This window comes from Thalassobellus citreus (genome assembly GCF_044385915.1).
Lineage (GTDB): Bacteria > Bacteroidota > Bacteroidia > Flavobacteriales > Flavobacteriaceae > Thalassobellus > Thalassobellus citreus.
In genome coordinates, this window is sequence record NZ_JBISCC010000126.1 from 26950 (window position 1) to 46366 (window position 19417).

The 19417-nt window shown below is 31.0% G+C and carries 15 protein-coding genes and 1 tRNA gene; 3 read left to right on the forward strand and 13 right to left on the reverse strand.

Annotation, left to right across the window (positions count from 1 at the left end; genetic code table 11):
• Positions 1-78 precede the first annotated feature (78 nt).
• From ACH5TX_RS12615 to mce, 8 genes are all read right to left on the reverse strand, one after another.
• Positions 79-417 (reverse strand): hypothetical protein, encoded by a 339-nt coding sequence (locus ACH5TX_RS12615; protein WP_439339857.1) that lies wholly within the window; start codon positions 415-417, stop codon positions 79-81.
• A complete protein-coding gene (locus ACH5TX_RS12620) occupies positions 405-1682 on the reverse strand; it encodes a hypothetical protein (protein ID WP_439339858.1) in 1278 nt (425 codons plus the stop codon). The genes ACH5TX_RS12615 and ACH5TX_RS12620 overlap by 13 nt, the downstream gene beginning before the upstream one ends.
• Positions 1679-2143, reverse strand: a complete 465-nt coding sequence (locus ACH5TX_RS12625) for a hypothetical protein (protein ID WP_439339859.1) — start codon at positions 2141-2143, stop codon at positions 1679-1681. The genes ACH5TX_RS12620 and ACH5TX_RS12625 overlap by 4 nt, the downstream gene beginning before the upstream one ends.
• 15 nt (positions 2144-2158) lie before the next feature.
• Positions 2159-2818: a fibronectin type III domain-containing protein gene (locus tag ACH5TX_RS12630; protein ID WP_439339860.1), complete on the reverse strand. Its 660-nt coding sequence runs from the start codon at positions 2816-2818 to the stop codon at positions 2159-2161.
• A gap of 2 nt (positions 2819-2820) precedes the next feature.
• Positions 2821-3552 (reverse strand): hypothetical protein, encoded by a 732-nt coding sequence (locus ACH5TX_RS12635; protein WP_439339861.1) that lies wholly within the window; start codon positions 3550-3552, stop codon positions 2821-2823.
• A 683-nt stretch (positions 3553-4235) separates the two neighbouring features.
• The gene (locus ACH5TX_RS12640; protein WP_439339862.1) at positions 4236-4916 is read right to left on the reverse strand and encodes a hypothetical protein; all 681 of its coding nucleotides are present in this window, start codon (positions 4914-4916) and stop codon (positions 4236-4238) included.
• Positions 4917-5031: 115 nt separating this feature from the next.
• Positions 5032-5105: transfer RNA gene (locus tag ACH5TX_RS12645), tRNA-Ile, on the reverse strand.
• 47 nt (positions 5106-5152) lie between these two features.
• Entirely contained in the window at positions 5153-5563 is a 411-nt protein-coding gene (gene mce / locus ACH5TX_RS12650; RefSeq protein ID WP_439339863.1) for a methylmalonyl-CoA epimerase, read from the reverse strand.
• A gap of 131 nt (positions 5564-5694) precedes the next feature.
• Here mce and rbfA point away from each other — a divergent pair, with 131 nt between their 5' ends.
• Complete coding sequence (gene rbfA / locus ACH5TX_RS12655) at positions 5695-6099, forward strand: 30S ribosome-binding factor RbfA (protein ID WP_439336249.1); 405 nt, start codon at positions 5695-5697, stop codon at positions 6097-6099.
• Entirely contained in the window at positions 6100-7305 is a 1206-nt protein-coding gene (locus ACH5TX_RS12660) for an ABC transporter permease (protein ID WP_439339864.1), read from the forward strand.
• Positions 7306-7732: 427 nt separating this feature from the next.
• On the opposite strand, the gene dusB is transcribed toward ACH5TX_RS12660, so the two are convergent.
• The 5 genes from dusB to ACH5TX_RS12685 form a co-directional block, all read right to left on the reverse strand.
• On the reverse strand, positions 7733-8728 hold the full coding sequence (dusB, locus tag ACH5TX_RS12665) for a tRNA dihydrouridine synthase DusB (protein ID WP_439339865.1): 996 nt from the start codon (positions 8726-8728) through the stop codon (positions 7733-7735).
• A 163-nt stretch (positions 8729-8891) separates the two neighbouring features.
• On the reverse strand, positions 8892-11723 hold the full coding sequence (locus tag ACH5TX_RS12670; protein WP_439339866.1) for a TlpA family protein disulfide reductase: 2832 nt from the start codon (positions 11721-11723) through the stop codon (positions 8892-8894).
• 109 nt (positions 11724-11832) lie between these two features.
• Entirely contained in the window at positions 11833-12594 is a 762-nt protein-coding gene (locus tag ACH5TX_RS12675) for a LytR/AlgR family response regulator transcription factor (protein ID WP_439339867.1), read from the reverse strand.
• A 2-nt stretch (positions 12595-12596) separates the two neighbouring features.
• On the reverse strand, positions 12597-14462 hold the full coding sequence (locus tag ACH5TX_RS12680; protein ID WP_439339868.1) for a sensor histidine kinase: 1866 nt from the start codon (positions 14460-14462) through the stop codon (positions 12597-12599).
• 115 nt (positions 14463-14577) lie between these two features.
• The gene (locus ACH5TX_RS12685) at positions 14578-17043 is read right to left on the reverse strand and encodes a hypothetical protein (RefSeq protein WP_439339869.1); all 2466 of its coding nucleotides are present in this window, start codon (positions 17041-17043) and stop codon (positions 14578-14580) included.
• Positions 17044-17612: 569 nt separating this feature from the next.
• On the opposite strand from ACH5TX_RS12685, the gene lepA reads away from it, so the two are divergent.
• The gene (gene lepA / locus ACH5TX_RS12690; RefSeq protein ID WP_439339870.1) at positions 17613-19409 is read left to right on the forward strand and encodes a translation elongation factor 4; all 1797 of its coding nucleotides are present in this window, start codon (positions 17613-17615) and stop codon (positions 19407-19409) included.
• Positions 19410-19417 lie beyond the last annotated feature (8 nt).

Sequence of the window (19417 nt, forward strand, 5' to 3'; positions counted from 1 at the left end):
ACAGAAAAAGCCAACCCAACGACCACGCTCGTTAGTATTAAAACCACCAACATTTCGCTTATCGTAAAGGCTCTTGTTTTAGTTTTTATCTGCACGTATTGTCTTTTTTATGTTTTTATTCGTATGCCTGTTCAAAGCTTCGAATAGTATTGTTTTAGAATCTTTGGTGGCACTAATTTCAACAGAAATTTGCCAATCTTTATAATAATCTTGATAGGGAACTACCAGTTTTTTATGCCTATATAAATATTCCAATTCATTTAAATACGCATCAATCGTCCTGGTATTATTTTTTATAGTATTTGAAAACAGATTGTTTAAAATCATACTAGAAATCATAAACACGACCATAATTAAAACGGTTGCAACTAAAGTCTCCATGAGAGTCGATGCTTTTACTTTTTTTAGTATAGCCATTTTAAAACCCCCTTTTTAGTTTTTTCATAAGCCAAACCAACATATTCTTGTGGTAACTCATCTGTTAAAATGGTGCCATTATAAAGATGGTTTTGATACGAAGACCCCGATTGATTGGCTACAAAATTGGATGTAAAAACACCTCCATGTACTGTCCCCAATAATTCTAAATTTTTATTGCAATATAGTTCGCCTGTAACGGTAACATTTTTATCAATAAAGACCTGTGCTTTATAATTTTTTGTATCCCCTAGGTAAAGAATAACCCCTTTTATGTTAGTACCTTTATGGATCTTTATAAAAGCGGTTTCATTCGTGTTGCTTATCTTATTCATGGATAAGTGACTCTTTTTGTCTTCATTTAAAATGAATGCTGATGGATATTCAAAATCGCAATTTTTGCCTATCGTTATGGCTTTGGTTGCTAGAGCCTGAAATCTTCCCTTTGTTCCGCTTTTAATGTCAATTTTAGGCGCGATTAAAACAACATCCTTAAGGTTTGATGTGGCATCAATAGTTATTTTGGTTTTCGATTGTATTAGAATATGTCCCGCAAGTGATACGCCTGATAATTGAAGGTCTGTAGGACTATAAACAACCTGTAATGGATTAAAAAACGAATTTTGATGTGTTCGCCTTTTACTCAAATCTAAATACTGATTGGGGTCTATAGCATTGATGTTTTTATGGATCGTTTCAATTTGCTCTAGGGTTTCTTTTAATGGTTTAGGAAGTGTGCTACTGGTTCGAGTAGCTCCATAAATAAGTTGACTTCCATAGTACGAATGGCCTGAAATATAACCTGTTCTGACGCCTTGCTTTGGCAAATAAGCCAGACCTTGTACCTTTGTGTTTCCAACGACAACAAAAGGTCTATTTTGGTCTTCAACATACAATGCTATTCTGTTCTGATCTGGTTGAACCCCTCCTATTAAAGCGACTTTTTTAAAACGCCTATTTTTTACCTTTGATAAAGTCACTACCTTTTTAAAGAGTCCCCAATAATCACAATGGACTTTTAATGTTTTATAATCTTCATCGTGTAAATCAACAAGTAAAGTATCATTGAGTCTTACATCGTTTTGAAGCACATAATCAATACCTTCATTAGCCGTATCGATGGTTTCTAAAACAAAATCGGTTTGTATATTAAAACGCTTATGGGTATGTACTAAAATAAGGAATGCCGTTAGTAATAAAGCTATAACAACGACTATAAACATGGTGAGTTGTAACGCTCCTGCTTTTACCATTTGCGCTTTCATGTTTTAACAATGGTTTTTCGTTTGCCTTTATACCGCACTATGATTTCTGAATTCGTCGCCTTTATCAATTTTACCGCATTCACTTCTTGTCCTACTTTTAATATCTGTTGGTGTCCATTTATAGATAACACACATATTTTATCCTTGCTGCCTTGTTTTGAAACGGTTCCATGATAAATGATTGGCATCCAAACCACCTGCTGTTTTGGTTTGCTTTCTTTAGAGGTCATATGCTTTTCTTTTTTCATGCGCATAGTCCCTAAAAACGGGTCACGCTCTAAGGGTTCAATAGTAAAACTTTCAATACCTATGTCTTCTTTGGGAGTAAATAATACCTTAGTATCCTGTAATTCTATTTTTGATGTATCAGAATCTAAGGCAGACACCATTTTAAAGCCTATAATCCCCCAAACAGCGAATACCGCTACCAATAACAGGTTTGTCTTTATATTACTTTTCAATGCTAATGCCTAAATTTATTCGTTTACAGTAAACCCAATTGTGGTATAATCCGTTTCAAATCCAGTATTCTTTGCTTTTACACGAAATTCATACGTTTTTTTACTCAAATTTGAAACTGAAAAATGAGTGCTTATAGTCGTTTTGCTTTCTATCACTTCAATAGGGTTCTCAAAATTGGGGGTAACTATTTGTAAAACATATTCACTGGTATAATCAACAGCTTCCCAAGTAAAAGTTATGGAATCTGAAGTTGAAAAAGTAGCGTTATCTATAGGTGCTATAAGACTAACAGTCTCGTTAGAAATATCTATAGGTTCTAAAGGTAATAAGGTGAATTTTTGAGAGGTATATCCTGTTTGGTATCCTGAGTTTTCTGCACGTACCTGCCACTGGTAAGTGCCTGCATCTAATGTTTTATTAAAATAGGTGTTTGACACCATAGTGTCTGTTATTATTTGTTGGGCTGTTTCAAAATCAGGAGTTGCTATTTGTAGGTGATAGGTGTCAGCATCCTCTACAAGCTTCCAAGTAAAGGTCATATTTCCTTCATCCAATAAAACCCCATTGGTTGGTGCTAAAACACGTACTGTATCATCAGAAATATTAACGACTTCTATAATATCACTACAACTAAAGACTAATCCAAGTAGCATTATTAATCTTAAATATTTCATATCTAAAATTTATTGTAATTGATTTTTTTCTTTTTTTCTTTAGCTGAACGAGATGCTTTACTTGGGCATGAATCATTGCTTTCTACAAGATCAACCAGTTGTAATTGGTGGGCATCATTTTCTTTCCAACAGGCATTTGAGGTTTGATAAGCAAACATGACGCCTTCTTCAAATAAAATAATACGTTGTTGCTTCTTATCTTTATATGTTTTTAATACATAGTTATTAATTCCTGATGTCTCTAAATACACTTCTTCTGCATGTCTTAAAGCCTCTGTTAACTCCTGATTAAAAACCGTTGAAATGGAAGTTACTAAATGGGCTTGAGTCCTGTTTTTTAAAAACAGCAAGACATCCTTATTTACTTGATTATTTAGGGCGTTTAAAACAGCGATACGATCCGCTATCTCTATTTTTAAAAATGTTGGCTTCGTTTTTACCGAATCTATATAATTCAATATGACATCCCCATTCTGAAAGGTTTTTGCTTTTTTATAGGCTTTAAAAGTGGATTTACTAAAAGGTACTAAATGTACTCGAATTTTGATGGGTTGTTCGTATTTGGGTAACGCAATACTATTATAATCTTGTTCTAAAACAAATCCTTTTTGCTCTCCCACCGTTCCGAGTTGTAGGTTTTGTGTTGTAATGCTTTGTTGCTCGTTTTGAATAGAAAGGGTTTTACAACTCACAAAAAAAAGCCCAATATTTAGTAATACAACATATTTGTTCACGATTTATGTGTTTTTTTTAGCTTTAAATAAATATTTTTAAAATAAAAAGGTTAGCAGAATTGTTTCTTTTATATTTTTTCTTAATGAACCTAACTAACAAAGGTTAATATATTAAGTTGATTTTTTGAATATCAATTAATAACAGATTCGGTAGACGGTTAATCGTGTGTTTAATGAAATAAGTGTTTATAGGTTCCTTTTAAAATTAATTGTATAGATCTTAGACTATCCCTAATCACTTATAATTAAAAAACGTGTTCGATTGGAATATAAAAGTGATGGATTTATTCAGTTTTACCCCCAAACCATAGTTAGGTAATTTTTCTTGTAAAACTATTGCTTTTATAGTGTCTCAAAACGTTCTACCAAAATTCGCCTAGATAGCTTAAAACTTATTTCTTCTGGAAAGATTTGAATGTATCTGCTGTTCTTTATTCTTATTTATTGAAAGTAACTTTCTTAATTTGTCAAAAAATCAACTTATTCATGGAGAACTAAATTCTTGGTAAATTCCAATACATCTGCAAATTGTTTATGAGCCTCCTTGATAACTCTTTTACATTATTTTGGTCATAACCCGTCCAATGCCATAATAGATACATTTAAAATAGTTTCTAATGTATATCCCTATTCTTCATAATTACACACATAAGCATAATTGAGATAAACATAAAATTGAAATATTATGAGATACCCAACGCTTTTGAAATGTCCTTTCGAATATCATCATAACGGCCTTCATGGGTCGCAGAACACCATTTGGAATAACTTGAAGGCAATGTATTTAGATTGATTTCGGAGTGTTCAAACGTAAAACGTTCCAATAAAAGGATATTTAAGGACTCTTTGGGTTTTGTTTCCATCCTAAAGATCCCTCCACGAACTATCAAATCCAAAAAAGTAAATAAAAAACGAATATTTCCAGATTGTTTATTCTTTGGGGTTTCTCTTATTACTATTTTTTGCACTACAGGAAGTCCATTGATTAACCTCAAAAGGTTCTCAACATCATTACTGTCAAAACCAAAAAAAACGGTATCGATTCCTGACAAAGACAACTTCAAAAAAGAAAAACCTTGTATATTACTTTTGAACAATACTTCGGATTTGAACCAAGTAATCACAAACAATAATGACAAACTAAATAATAATGTAACAAAAAGATAGCTTGCAATAATTTGTATCAAAGAATAAGTGATAGTAGAGATAAAAAAATAAAGTGTTAATGGTAATATGCAAAATAATATTAAAACGAAAACAGAAAGTTTGTTTGTTGTTAACAAGCCATGTCTTAGCCTGAGAAGTTTAAATTCCCTTCTGCTTTGATATAATAAACTAGCTAATATTTCACCTAATCGTTCCACATCCTAAAGATAAGAATAAATGAAAACAAAAGAAAGACCAATTGTTGTACAGATGTTGTACTGGTGTAAAAAAAGAAAACCTTTCAATTTCTTGAAAGGCCTATCTTTATTGACGTGGTCCCACTTGGGCTCGAACCAAGGACCACCTGATTATGAGTCAGGTGCTCTAACCAACTGAGCTATGGGACCCAAATTGGAGTGCAAATCTAATATTAATTTTAAAACTCTACAAGAAATTATTTATTTAAAATAATTTCTTGGCAAAGCTCTATAAGTACGCCATTTGTTGACTTAGGATGCAAGAATACAACTAACTTATTATCAGCACCTTTTTTAGGCTTCTCGTTTAAAACCATAAACCCTTCTTTTTTTAAACGCTTTACTTCTGCTTCAATATCGTCTACATCAAAAGCAATATGATGAACACCTTCTCCTATCTTATTGAGGAATTTTGCAATAGGACTATCTTCACTTGTAGCTTCTAATAATTCAATTTTATTATTGCCTACCTTAAAGAAGGATGTTTTTACACCTTCACTTTCAACAGCTTCTGTTTTATAGTGTGGTTTTCCAAATAATTTGCCAAACAATTCATTAGAATCGTCAATGTTCTTAACAGCAATACCTATATGTTCAATTTTATTCATTAAATTTTATTTTTCCTTGAAGACTAAAATCTTTAAATTCTACATCAAAATACGAAAAACACATCCAAAAGCAAGATAATCTTTAAATATCCGTTATTTTTGCATTCTAAACCTATAAATAGGTAGACACAATGAGCAACTTAGAAGAAAGTCAAAGACAAAAAAAAATAGCATCGGTTTTACAACGCGATTTAGTAGAAGTGCTACAAGGCGCTGCTACACAAGGCGGTATGCATGGTATTTTAATATCAGTATCTAAAGTAAAAGTAACCGTCGATTTGTCGGTTGCTAAAGTATATTTAAGTATTTTTCCTAACAATAAAGGCGCAGAACTTATTGAAGGCATAAAATCTAATGCGCCACTAATTAAGCATGAAATAGCACAGCGTACTAAAAATCAATTAAGACGCATGCCGCGATTAGAATTTTTTATTGACGATTCTTTAGAGTACATCGATCAAATAGACAAATCGTTAAAGGGAAAAGAAAACCCAATAAAAGACTCCAATTTACTTGATAAAAGAAAAAAATCGTAATTGAATCTATCATTATATATAGCAAAACGTTATTTACGCTCTAAAAGCAGTAATAATGCTATTAATTTTATAACCATTATTGCTGTAATAGGTATTATTTTAGGTGCTGCATCCTTATTTATAGTCCTCTCTGGCTTTGCAGGTTTAAAAGATTTTACTTTACAATTTTCAAGTATTGTAGATCCTGATTTAAAAGCAGAAACAACGGTTGGAAAGTCGTTTATTTTAACTGAAGACAAAACGGCTAAACTTAATGATATAGAAGACATTATTTTATATTCTAAAGTTATTGAAGAACGTGCCATCGTTACTTTTGATGGCAAAAACTACCCCGCTATTGTAAAAGGCGTAGACGAACATTTTCAAAAAGTAGTAAATATTGATTCTGTTATAGAATATGGTAGTTGGATTGATCAAAAGTCAAACCAAATAATGGTGGGTTATGGTATTGCACACAACTTATCTATGGGTGTTTTAGACTATGCTAAACATGTTACCATTTATGTTCCAAAACCAGGAAAAGGACAAATAAAATTTAATAAAAACGCTGTTAGCACTGTTAACACACTTAATGTGGGTATTTTTTCTGTTAACGAAAAACTAGATGACTCTTATCTTTTTGCGCCTATAGATTTAACACAACGTTTACTAAACTACAAACCAAACCAAATAAGCGGTATAGAGTTTAAGCTTAAACTAGGTGCCGATGAAACTGTTGTAAAACAAAAAATTCAAACTGTTTTAGGCGAAAATTTTATTATAAAAAATAAAGCACAGTTAAATGATGCGCTTTACAAAATGCTAAACACAGAAAATTTAGCTGTTTATTTAATATTTACACTCGTATTAATTATTGCTTTTTTTAACGTTATAGGCTCTTTAATAATGATGATGTTAGATAAAAAGAAAAGCCTTAATACGCTTTTTAATATTGGTGCCACAGTAGCCGATATTCGTAAAATTTTCTTTTACCAAGGAAGTTTAATGAGTATTATTGGCGGCTTTATAGGTTTAGGAGTTGCTTTAATAATCACTTTACTTCAAAAAGGGTTTAATTTGGTTATGATAACCCCATCTCTTGCTTATCCTGTTACCATAAAAATTGAAAACTTTATTATTGTATTCTTAACTATTACCGTTTTAGGCATTATTGCTTCAAAAATAGCATCGGTACGTATTACAAAATCATTGGTTCAGAATTATTAGGGTGAGTTGCCTTGAATAATGGCAAACAAGCTTTATTCATGATTACGCTTTATCTTTTACAAAAAAAAGCAAAAAGGATATCGCTACAATCCTTCTCACGAAAAACCAACTCCTTAAAAAAGTTATGATTATAACAAATACACCTAATATTTAGGACAAAATTTAATTGGCAGATAGATGCAAAAGCGATAGTAGTGGTTAGCTTTTGGCGAGGCGTGCATCGAGCCAAAACTAGTAACGAATAGCGCGGTGGCTTGCCATTTGCAAAAAAAACATTTCTCATTATTTGAAAAACACCCCTATAATCCCCGCAAGTGGATGTTTAAAAACTTAGCTACTCGTGTGATTTCTCCTAAAGTCGAAATGACAAAACCTTATTTATACTTCTAGTAAATTAAAAGGACATTTTCAATTACCAGACATATATTTACTCTGTAAACTGAAAATCGCCAAACTTTTCTAATACCTCATCGAAGGCTGCAAACACATCGGCTGATGCATCGCTAGTTACCATTTTCATTCGGTAATCTTTAAAATGCGGAATGCCTTTAAAATAATTGGTGTAATGACGACGGGTTTCGAAAACACCTAGAATTTCGCCTTTCCAATCGATAGACATTTGTAAATGACGGCGAGCCGCTTCTACGCGCTCTTGCATGGTAATTGGTCGGTAATGCTCTCCGGTTTCAAAAAAGTGTTTGACTTGCTTAAAAAACCACGGATTTCCAATACTGGCACGCCCTATCATACAGCCATCTAAACCATATACGTCGCGCATTTCCATGGCGCGTTCTGGAGAGGTAACATCGCCATTTCCAAATATAGGGATGTGCATGCGTGTATTGTTTTTTACTTCGGCAATGGGTTTCCAATCGGCATCGCCTTTATACATTTGGGCACGCGTTCTGCCATGAATAGCAATGGCTTTACAACCTACATCTTGCAAACGTTCGGCAACCTCAACAATACGAATAGAATCATGATCCCAACCTAAACGGGTTTTTACCGTTATTGGAATATTGGTGCGTTTTACCATTTCGGCAGTGAGTTGTTCCATAAGACACACATCTTTTAAAATGCCTGCTCCAGCTCCTTTACTCACTACTTTTTTTACGGGACAACCAAAATTAATATCGATGATATCTGGTTTTGATGCTGCTACAATATCAATGGTTTGTAACATGCTATCTAAATTAGCACCGAATATTTGAATACCCACGGGACGTTCTTTTTCGTAGATATCAAGCTTCATAACGCTTTTTTCGGCATTACGTATGAGGCCTTCACTTGATACAAACTCGGTATACACAACATCGGCTCCTTGTTCTTTACATAAAGCACGAAAAGGTGGATCGCTTACATCTTCCATAGGTGCTAAAAGCAAAGGAAAATCGGGAAGTTCTATGTTGTCTATTTTTACCACGTTTTATTTTTGGGCAAAATTAGTGTTTTTTAATAAAATGGGGTGTTATGGAGTTTTTAAAATATTGAACGCTTCATGAAAAGACCTGTCGGGTTTTTGAAACCTGACAGGTCTTAGTTATAAACTCATCCAAATTTTAATTAAAAATATACTAATACAATATTTATTTTTCCAAATAACTATCTAAAAGACCTTTTACACTTTCTGGACTACGTAAATCGCTAGTGTTACGTTTTACTACATTACCTTTTTTATCAATAAGTAAATAATGAGGTATGCCTGAAATATTAAATTTACCCTTTAAATAATTCCATTCATCTTTTGATACTCTATAATGTTCTCCTTTAATATCTGGAATCATATTGTTATAAGTCGTTTCTGGAGAAGACGGACTTGTAATATATACAAATGCAACGTCTTTACCTTTATAGTCTTCTTTAAGCGGTTTCATTCTTTTAATTCCAGATCTACATGGGCTACACCACGTTGCCCAAAAATCGACAAACACCACTTTTCCTTTATATTTAGAAATGATGGTTTCAAAAATTTCATCGGCTTCGGTATTTGATGTTGTGTTTACCACAAAACCTGTTTTTATTTTATTGGCTTCTATTTTAGCTTTTAACTTATCATTTTCAATAGTTAAAACATCTGCAATAAAACTATTTTTAATTTCTTTTTTTGCGTTTTGTAATTCTATGTTTGATAAAGGCGTGTAATTTCGACTCAACGTTCCTAAAATTTCTTGAGCAATAATAATATCTGTAGTAAAAGTGTCTTCTAGATTTTCACGAATCTTTTCAATACCTTTTCTCTTTAACTCATTAGAAACAAATTTATCTATATAACTTTTGTGTTTTTCTGTAAAGGCTTTACGCTGTTTATTATTTTCTTCAGAAGAAAATAATTCGGCACGTTCTTGTTCTTCTTTTGTCAGTATATTTTTTGATTTTTTTTGAAATTCTTTTTCAGCATCTGTAAAAACAATATCCAAATTATTCTCCTTTATATAGACTGTAAAATCATCAAACTTCATGTTTCTTCCAAAATACTTTTTACGTTCATCAGGTGTCATTTTTTGATATAACGTTCCGTATTTTTTAATAATGCCTCTCGAAATATCTTTATGTTTTTCATAAAAGTCTTTTTGCTTTTTAATGGCTTGGGCATTCTCTTTATTGTAGCTATTATTCTTTTCTACTAAGTCTAATTCATCATCCGTAAGCTCTACACCTTGATCTTTTAATATTTTTGCCAATTCTGAAATATTAGGATGTGATACACTGATGCCTTTTCTAAAATGTCTTAAATATTTTAAACGGTTTATTAAAGAACCATAACTACTTGTTTGTATAGCATTTTTGTTATTTAAAATATCTGGAGCAATAAAATCGATATACTTTGCATCTACGTTCGCACTATCTTTTCGTTTAGTTCTTTTATACATATCATAACTCAACACGTTTTGATAAGCTCTATATGTTAACTCTTCGTGCATGGTTTTATATGCCTTTTTGCTTAAAAAACGTGTTTCTGAAATACTGTCTAATGTTTGAATCTGTTGTTTTTGTATATCAAAACAAGCTACTTTATAATCTTGGGGCGTAAGCTTATTTATGTTTTTTGAAAGATTATGATAATCTTTATCAAACACAAGAAAACTTAAGCTAGCAAAATCGGTATTTAACTGCTTTAAATCTCCTGCAAAAAACCCCTCACTTTTCTTAGAGCTATTTATAAAATGCCATGTCTTTTTTCCTGGAGCAACATAAACCGCCGAATAACTTTTTGAAAACTTAACATATACTTGCTGTAAATGATAACATGGAAAACTTACAGAAAAGCTACCATCTTCTTTTATTTCAATTAAATAAGAATCTTGATCTCCAGTAAAAATATTGTTTACAGCAACCGCACCAGTTTTTTCTGTACTATCCTTACTAAAGTTTTTTATAATACCCGAATAAGTTGCTATACCTACTTTAAGAATAGTAGGATCAACCATAGTGCTTTTGTTTTCTTTTAACTTAGCATTTGGAGTATTAATTTTTTTAAGACTATAAGGTTGAAGTTCCTTTTTATTAGTGCCAAAACTAACCGTATTATTAGTATTTGGTTGTGCATACACAACTTTTTCTGTACCATTTTTTTCTAAAGTCACCACATATTTACTGCCTTTCTTTTTAACAGTTTTATAGTTCCATTTAGCTTGTTCTAGCACTGCAAAATTATAGTAGAAACTATGAGACCATAAATTGCTTCCATCAGTTTTTAACCAATTTCCACGTATTTCTTTTGGCACTATAGATGCCATATATTCTTTGACATTTTCTATTCTAGAATTAGGATAAGCCTTGTTTGATTTATATAAATACCCATACTTACCATGAATACCTACTTGTAAATAATCTTCTGACCATTTTTTAAAATAAAGCATCCAATAGGTTTTATCTTTCTTTACTACAAACCTATACTGTTCATCTCCATTAGATTTAAAATTAATGATTTCATCAACTATATATTTTTCACCTTTAAAAAGAAACTCATTATCTGTCACTTTAAATTCTAAGGAATCATCGCCACTAGTAGTATACCAGTTTCTTTTTATGAGCTCTGGAATCTCATTAAATTTTACTTGTTTAGAATTAAGTGGATGTTCTCGTTTTTTACATGTAATTAATTCTGACTTCCCTCTTCTTAGCTTAATACTATCTTTAGCCAGAATAATTAAATCACAATTTAAAGATTTACCTAATACATCTTTTGCTGAAAAAGAAAAGGTAGTATCATTTATTTTTTTAATTTCTTCGTACATAAAAGCACTATAATGGTACTCTATAAAACCCTTATGAATTAAAACGCTAGTATCTTTTCCGTTATTTAAATGATACCATTCTCCAAAAACAGAATCTGGTAAAATCGTTTTTGAATTGTTTGGGTTTTGCGAAAATGCTTGAGTTGCCAAAAGCAAGAAAAGTAAGTAAAATGGTTTCATGGTTATTTAGTTTAAGATTGATGTTGTTTTGATTGACTCAATAAATATATAAGTTTTTATGTACAAATAGCACTAAACTAGCTTGTAAGTATATTCTTTTAAGTATTTGTTACAAATCCATCCAAGTTTTAATTGCATCGTTATAACTTCTACCTGTTGTAATACTGCTCTTTTTATTGTTGTTTAAAGTGATGATGAATCGGCTATTAAAATATTTCTGGACTTCTTTAATATAATCTGTATTTATAATTACAGCACGATGCACTCTTAAAAAGTTAGGTGGTAATTTTTGTTCTAATTGAATTAAAGATTGCTCGCTTAAATGAATCTCGCTTTTTGCATAGACATTTACATATTTATCGCCTGCTTCAAAATGCGAGACATCTTCTAATTTTACAAAAACAAGTTTATCACCTTTTTTAACGGTAATAGACGTCATTTTTTTAACTTCTTTTTGTAACGCTATTTCTTTTAAAAGACTAGAAAAATTTTGAGTAGAAAAATGCCTGTCGAGTAATTTTAACTTATCAATAGTTTTTTCTAAACGCTCTAAACGCACAGGCTTTACCAAATAATCAATACTATTGGTTTCAAAGGCTTTTAACGAATATTGATCGTAAGCCGTACAAAAGATAACTATGGGAATCGTTTCTAGCGCTTCTAACAATTCAAAACCTGTAAGCCCGGGCATTTCAATGTCTAAAAAAATAAGATCGGGTTTTAAGGCTTCTATTTTTTGTTTGGCTTCTCGTCCGTTTTTAGCCGTATCTAAAACATGAAAGGTTTCTGGAAAATTTCCAAGTAATTTTAACAAACGCTCTCTTGCTGGTGGCTCATCGTCTATAACAATGGTGCTGTATTTTGTACTCATTTTTAGGCTGTTTTATCAATTGAAATACCAATACGTTTCTGCGGTGTGTTTTGCCATTTTAATTCGGCTTTATCACCATAACTCAAACGCAATAAATCGTACACCGTTTGCAAACCATGACCACTTACTAAACCTTCAGGGAAATTGAGACCATTATCTATTACTTCAATTTCAATACCTTTTTCTGTTTTTAAAATATTTAATTCTATAATGCCTTTATCTTCAATTTTAGAAATGCCGTGTTTTACTGCATTTTCTACCAAAGGTTGTAAAATATACATAGGTATTTCTTCATTTAAAACATCGTCTTTTGCATTGATAACAAATTCTAAACGATCTCCAAAACGAGTTTGTTCTATTTCTAAATAACTACGTACCATTTCTAATTCGTCATTTACAGTGCTTGTTTTTTTGCCTTTTCGGTTGATGGTGTATTTAAACAAATCTGACAACGAAAGTGCCATTTTTTCTGTTTTACCGGCATTGGTATGTGCTAAACTCGCAATAGAATTTAAAGCATTGTATAAAAAATGTGGGTTTATTTGCGATTGTAACGATTTTAATTCGGCTTTAGTTTTTAACTCTCTTAAATTGGAAAGCTTCGTTTCGTTTTCGATAATTAAATTTCGTTCTTTAAAAATGAAGAAACTTATTAATGCGCGTATTGAGGCGATTGCCATTAAAAATAAAAATATTTTAGATAATGTTAAATAACCACCTTGAATATTAGCAACCCTTCTATTACTCATTACTACAACAAACAGTAATACTGTGCATATAAAAGGCAAAAAACCTGTCGACAAAAAAATTAAAGCTGTTTTTGTAAATATACTTTTCAATGTTTTTTGAATTTTTATTTCTATAAAGCGAAACAAATAAAGAAGAGGAAATAAAACTACAAACAAAAATACTGTTGTCGATAAAACAGTATCGTGTCTTACATAACCAACCTTATCATAATCATCAGGTATTGTTAAGAAATCATAAAAAGACACACAAAGTATAATAACAATGCTCAAAAAAAATAAACTTACAAGAGCAATTACTCCAAACCTTAACCAATCTCTTTTAATTTTTACATCTATTGATTTTTTAATTTTACTAATAAGAAATATAAAGAATAATGATAAAAATAAAACTGGTAAAAATATAAGAGCTACAGGGTTTTTAACCGACCATAAATTACGGTCTCGTTGTTTTATTTTAATATTACGTATATCCTCAAAAACATATTCAAATTGCTTGTTTGCAATTTCAAGTTTATTTTTAAAACCTGGTTTATAGATTTCTTTTAGAATAGCAATATCTTGATTATTTAATGGCTCTAAAGTATTATTAGGATTTTGTAACGGGTTAAAAATACTGGTCCTTTTATTTAAAGATCTATATGGAAACGTTACATGATATAATAGCTGTGCAATTTTAAGTTCTAATGCATTATAAAAATTTGGGTTTTTCTTTTCTTCATAAAAAACAGACACTTTATCAACTCTTCCGTTTTCATCATAACTACTTGTCCAAGTATATGGTGCTCTATGATTTTTTGGGTTTTTAACAGTTTTATCAAAAAAAGTAATGATTAAATTAGGATTCTCCTGTTTTGAAAACCTAATAGTTATTGTTTCTGTTATAGCATCTAGTTTAGTTAAAGTTTTCAGTATGTTTAAAGAATCTATAATTGTATAATTCCCTTTTAATTGGACTTTCACAGCAGAATCCCATGTTGTAATATCCCCAAAAGATTGGCTCACAGAGCTATTTAACTCAACAATATCCTCCCAAGGAACTTTTGGTAATTTTTCAGTTTCTTGAGCATAACACTTGAAGGCAATTAATAGAAACAATAAAGCGTAGCATAATTTTTTCATTACAGTAAATTTAAATATTTATACCACAAATAAACTTGATAAGGGTGTGAGATAAAATACTTTTCTGATGAACTGCATTATTTAAAATTAAGTTACGCTTTAAAAAAACACCTCCTTATTTTTCAATAGTATAAAACGTTTTTAAGGCAACAGGAATACCTGTAGCAGTAATTCCTTCTAAAGTTACTTTTACTTTGGTTTCTATAGAACTATTATAATAGGTTTCTGTTTTAATTCCTGCAGCATCTGGGTGTATATAAGGATTCCAATACAAAGTATTACGAATAGACTCTTTAGTATATATTTCAGATGGTAAATTTTCTAAATCTGGTGAATAAAAAACACGAGCTTCATAATACCCTTCTATTTCTTTTTTTATAGTATGAAATACAGGTAACGCATTTTTACCGCCTCCCGTTTTTCTATAAATAACAATAACACCATTAGCTCCTACAGGTCCAAATATAGCTGTGCTTGTTCCAACAAAAGCTTCAATCTTAGCAACTTCATCTGGTTGAATTGTCACTAAATCTTTTTGATCCAAACTAACACCATCAATTATAACATGTGCTAGAGCACCTTGGTATCTATTAAATCCAACTGTAAAATTAAAAGCTCTTACCCCTGGAATATTACGTTGAATCATTTGAAAAATATCAAGAGCATTATTATGTTTAGTATCATCTACAACATAACTACGATCTGCATGTCCATATAAACTAGGAATATTATCCTTCTTTTTTGCTATAATTTCAACCTCTTCTAATACATTTTCAGATGGTACACCAAATAAAACATGCTTTTTATATACGTTTTCTTTTATCTTTTTATTTTCTGGTGTATGAATAATACCGTTATTTTTAAAATTAACATTCATTGGAGATAACTGTAAAGAATCTAAAACAAACATGCCACCGTTTTTTCCATTTTTATCCTTGGTTTTCAATAACATATTTACTTTTCCTGAAAATGCTAAATTTTCAAAACTAAAACGCCCTTCGTTATCTGTTAGTTTACTTTCTAAATCTATTATGTCTTTTTCATTCATTAAAGTTAAGGTCACAGTACTATTTTCTTTTGATTTTTTACCTAAAAGTTGTTTTACCTTACCAGATATAGTTATTCCTTTTTCTACATTATACGTAATACTATCTGTTACTTTTGGTACTGTTTTCCATAAAAAATCACGCCATCCTTGTGTTAACAATAATAAATCTAAAGCACGTAATCTATCTGTATTTGAATCATCGAAATAATAACTTGGATTATAAACTTTCCCTTTAATGTCTGACTGCATTAAAAAATAAGAATATATATTCATACCGTAATCTTTAGCTTCAACACCATTGGTATCTGTGCTACTTAATGAAAAACTAGCAGGTAAAACCTCTCCTGTTTTAGTTTTAGATGATACGGTTACATCTACTTTTTCATTTGGTTTATATAAACTTTTATTCGTAGTAAGAGTAACTTCAAGATCTTGGTCCTTTTCAACATAAATTAATCGTTCACTTTGTGGTTTTAAATCGGCATCATATAATGTTATTTGACTAATTCCTTCTGGTAATTCTGATTTTGGCAATTCAAAAGATAGTAACGTGTTCTTTAAAGGCTGTTTACTTTCAAAATAGGTAATTCCTCTTGTTGCGCATCTAATTACTAATGGTGTATCTCCATGCTGTAAAACGGTCTCTTTGTTGGTTTTAATGCTAACAATATCTCTTCCTTTTAGTTTTTTATAACTTAGTAAATAACCTTGTTCATTTGCCTTTGGTAATGGTATTTCTATATTATCTGCATTTATAGAAGTAATTACTGCATGATAATGTTCACCCTTTACAGGTTTTAATTTAAACTGGCCCATACCATCATGAACACTCGCAAATAAAGCTATTAATATATTATTAGAATCCAAAATCTTTCCTTTTACTTTTACTGGAATCCCTTGTTTATTAACCGCTTTAAAAGCAACCATACTTGAAACATTTTCTATAAGCGAACCTCCTTCTGGGAAAAATTGAACCTTAATATTATTTTTAGTGGCTTCTTTTGTTTCATTACTTGATTTACTCTTTTCTGTTCCTTCTGAAAGTACATTGGTCTCTGTTGATTCTTCATTAAAAGCATCTAAGATTTTAATCTCTTTATTAAAAACAAAATCATCATCAAAATTTCGGCTCCAATTAGTATACGCTCTTAATTGATACGTACCCGGTTTTTTTACACCAGTAGAATCTGTTAATTTAAAATCGCCATTCCCTAAACCTTCAACTAACTTTGTTTTATGACGAGCTATTATTTTCGAGTCTGGAGAAATCAACTCTACATATAAAACATTACTATTATTAAAAAGTAAATTATTATAAGCATATACAGAATAAGCTTTATACCATAATGACTCCCCTAGGGTATAATAATTACGATCTGTATGTAAATATATTTTTTCAATATTGGGTAATGAAATTTGTTCTTGTGAACTAGATGGTGCTTCTTGAGAATACGTTTTAAAACTTATTAAAACAAATACTAATAAACACATCAATAAATACTCTACTCCTAAACTTAATCCTGTTTTTTTCATTTGTAACTTTTTTGTTGATTTATTTTGATTAACTTCTTATAAAATTATTACCAATAAGATATTTTTAAAAGTGTAAATTCTACACTTTTAAAAAAAGATATACATCAAATACTATACCTAAATTTCGTCTATTCAATCTTCCAATTTTTAAACTATTATTTAAGTAAAAAAACACATCCTTATTTTTCAATATTTAGTAACGAAACTTATCCCTAAGAATTAGACAGTATTTCTTGAGAATACAATTTAGCACATATTATAATGAATACTAAAAGCTCCTTTATTTCTATATTTAATACTATTATTCATATGTGATTTTGATTTTTTTGATTGATTTTTTAAACACTTCATTAACAAGACGTTTAAAAAGTGTAAAAGTTACACTTTTTTTGAAAAATCAAAAATATTTAATATTAATAAAAAGTAAAGAACCTCTAATTTTTATTTAAAAAAAACAATAAAAGGACGAACTGCATATAGCCTGTGTAAATTACATCTATACAATGTTTCACGCTCATTTAAAAAACATCTATATTTGCAGCATCTTTTTTTTACGAAGATTGTTGACTATGAAGAACATTAGAAATTTTTGCATCATTGCACATATAGATCACGGTAAGAGTACTCTTGCCGACCGTTTGTTGGATTTTACAGGATCGGTAACTGCTAGGGAACAACAGGCCCAACTATTAGATAGTATGGATTTAGAACGCGAACGTGGTATTACCATAAAATCGCACGCCATACAAATGGATTATGAGCATAATGGTGAAAAATATATTCTAAACTTAATAGACACACCGGGTCACGTAGATTTCTCTTATGAGGTTTCTCGATCTATTGCTGCTTGCGAAGGAGCTTTACTTATTGTAGATGCTGCACAAAGCATTCAAGCACAAACTATTTCTAATTTATATTTAGCTTTAGAAAACGACTTGGAGATTATTCCGGTACTTAATAAAGTCGATTTACCAAGTGCCAACCCAGAAGAAGTAACCGATGATATTGTAGACCTTTTAGGTTGCGATCCAGAAGAAGTCATTCACGCCAGTGGAAAAACCGGTTTTGGTGTTGAAAATATTTTATCAGCCATTATAGAACGTGTTCCTGCTCCTCAAGGTGATCCTGATGCACCATTACAAGCTTTAATTTTCGATTCTGTTTATAATACGTTTAGAGGTATTGAAACCTACTTTAGAGTCTTTAATGGTGAAATTAAAAAAGGTCAAAAAATAAAATTCGTTGCTACAGATAAAGAATATTATGCCGATGAAGTTGGTACATTAAAACTAAATCAAGTTGTAAAAAAATCTGTAAAAACAGGTGATGTTGGTTATTTAATTACAGGTATTAAAACAGCTAAAGAAGTAAAAGTTGGTGATACAATAACAGATTTTGATAACCCAACGACCAATATTGTTGAAGGTTTTGAAGATGTAAAACCAATGGTATTTGCTGGTATTTACCCTGTTGACACCGAAGATTATGAAGAGCTTCGTAACTCTATGGAAAAATTACAACTAAACGATGCATCGTTAGTTTTTGCTCCAGAAAGTTCTGCCGCATTAGGTTTTGGTTTCCGTTGTGGGTTCTTAGGAATGCTGCACATGGAAATTATTCAAGAACGTTTAGAACGAGAGTTTGATATGACGGTTATTACAACGGTTCCCAATGTATCTTACCATGCCTTTACCAATAAAAACCCAGATGAGGCATTTATAGTCAATAACCCATCCGATTTACCAGATCCTTCAACCGTTAACCGTGTAGAAGAACCTTATATAAAAGCTACCATTATTACAAAAGCCGATTTTGTTGGTAATGTGATGTCACTTTGTATTGAAAAAAGAGGTCTTGTTTTAAATCAAACCTATTTAACCACTGAACGTGTTGAATTAACTTTTGAAATGCCTTTAGCCGAAATAGTATTCGATTTTTATGATCGTTTAAAAACAGTTTCTAAAGGATACGCGTCTTTTGATTATCATCCAATTGGTATGAAAGTATCAAAACTTGTACGCTTAGATATATTATTAAATGCACTACCTGTTGATGCTCTTTCTGCATTAATACATGCCGATAATGCACAAAGCATTGGTAGAAAAATGTGTGAAAAATTAAGAGAATTAATTCCACGTCAGCAATTCGATATTCCTATTCAAGCTGCAATTGGCGCCAAAATTATTTCTCGTGAAACCATTAAAGCGCTTCGTAAAGATGTAACTGCTAAGTGTTACGGTGGTGATATTTCGCGTAAGCGTAAATTACTTGAAAAACAGAAAAAAGGTAAAAAACGTATGCGTCAAGTTGGTAATGTAGAAATACCACAGCAAGCGTTTATGGCTGTTTTAAAGCTGAATGATTAAATTAATTT